1 rRNA gene is annotated in these 255 nt (G+C 52.9%); it reads right to left on the bottom strand.

Annotated elements, in window-relative coordinates:
* Positions 1-255 (bottom strand): 23S ribosomal RNA (locus tag GTP44_RS26955); the annotation flags it as partial.

Below are 255 nucleotides of genomic sequence, written 5' to 3'. Positions count from 1 at the left end.
ACCTCCAGTGCGTGTTACCGCACCTTCATCCTGGCCATGAGTAGATCACTTGGTTTCGGGTCTACACCCAGCGACTATCGCCCTGTTCGGACTCGATTTCTCTACGGCTTCCCTATGCGGTTAACCTCGCCACTGAATGTAAGTCGCTGACCCATTATACAAAAGGTACGCAGTCACCCCACAAGGAGGCTCCTACTGTTTGTATGCACACGGTTTCAGGATCTATTTCACTCCCCTCCCGGGGTTCTTTTCGCC

Source organism: Duganella lactea (assembly GCF_009857505.1).
Lineage (GTDB): Bacteria > Pseudomonadota > Gammaproteobacteria > Burkholderiales > Burkholderiaceae_D > Rugamonas > Rugamonas lactea.
Note: the sequence above shows the minus strand (reverse complement) of the source record. Positions and strands in the feature narration are given on the sequence as shown.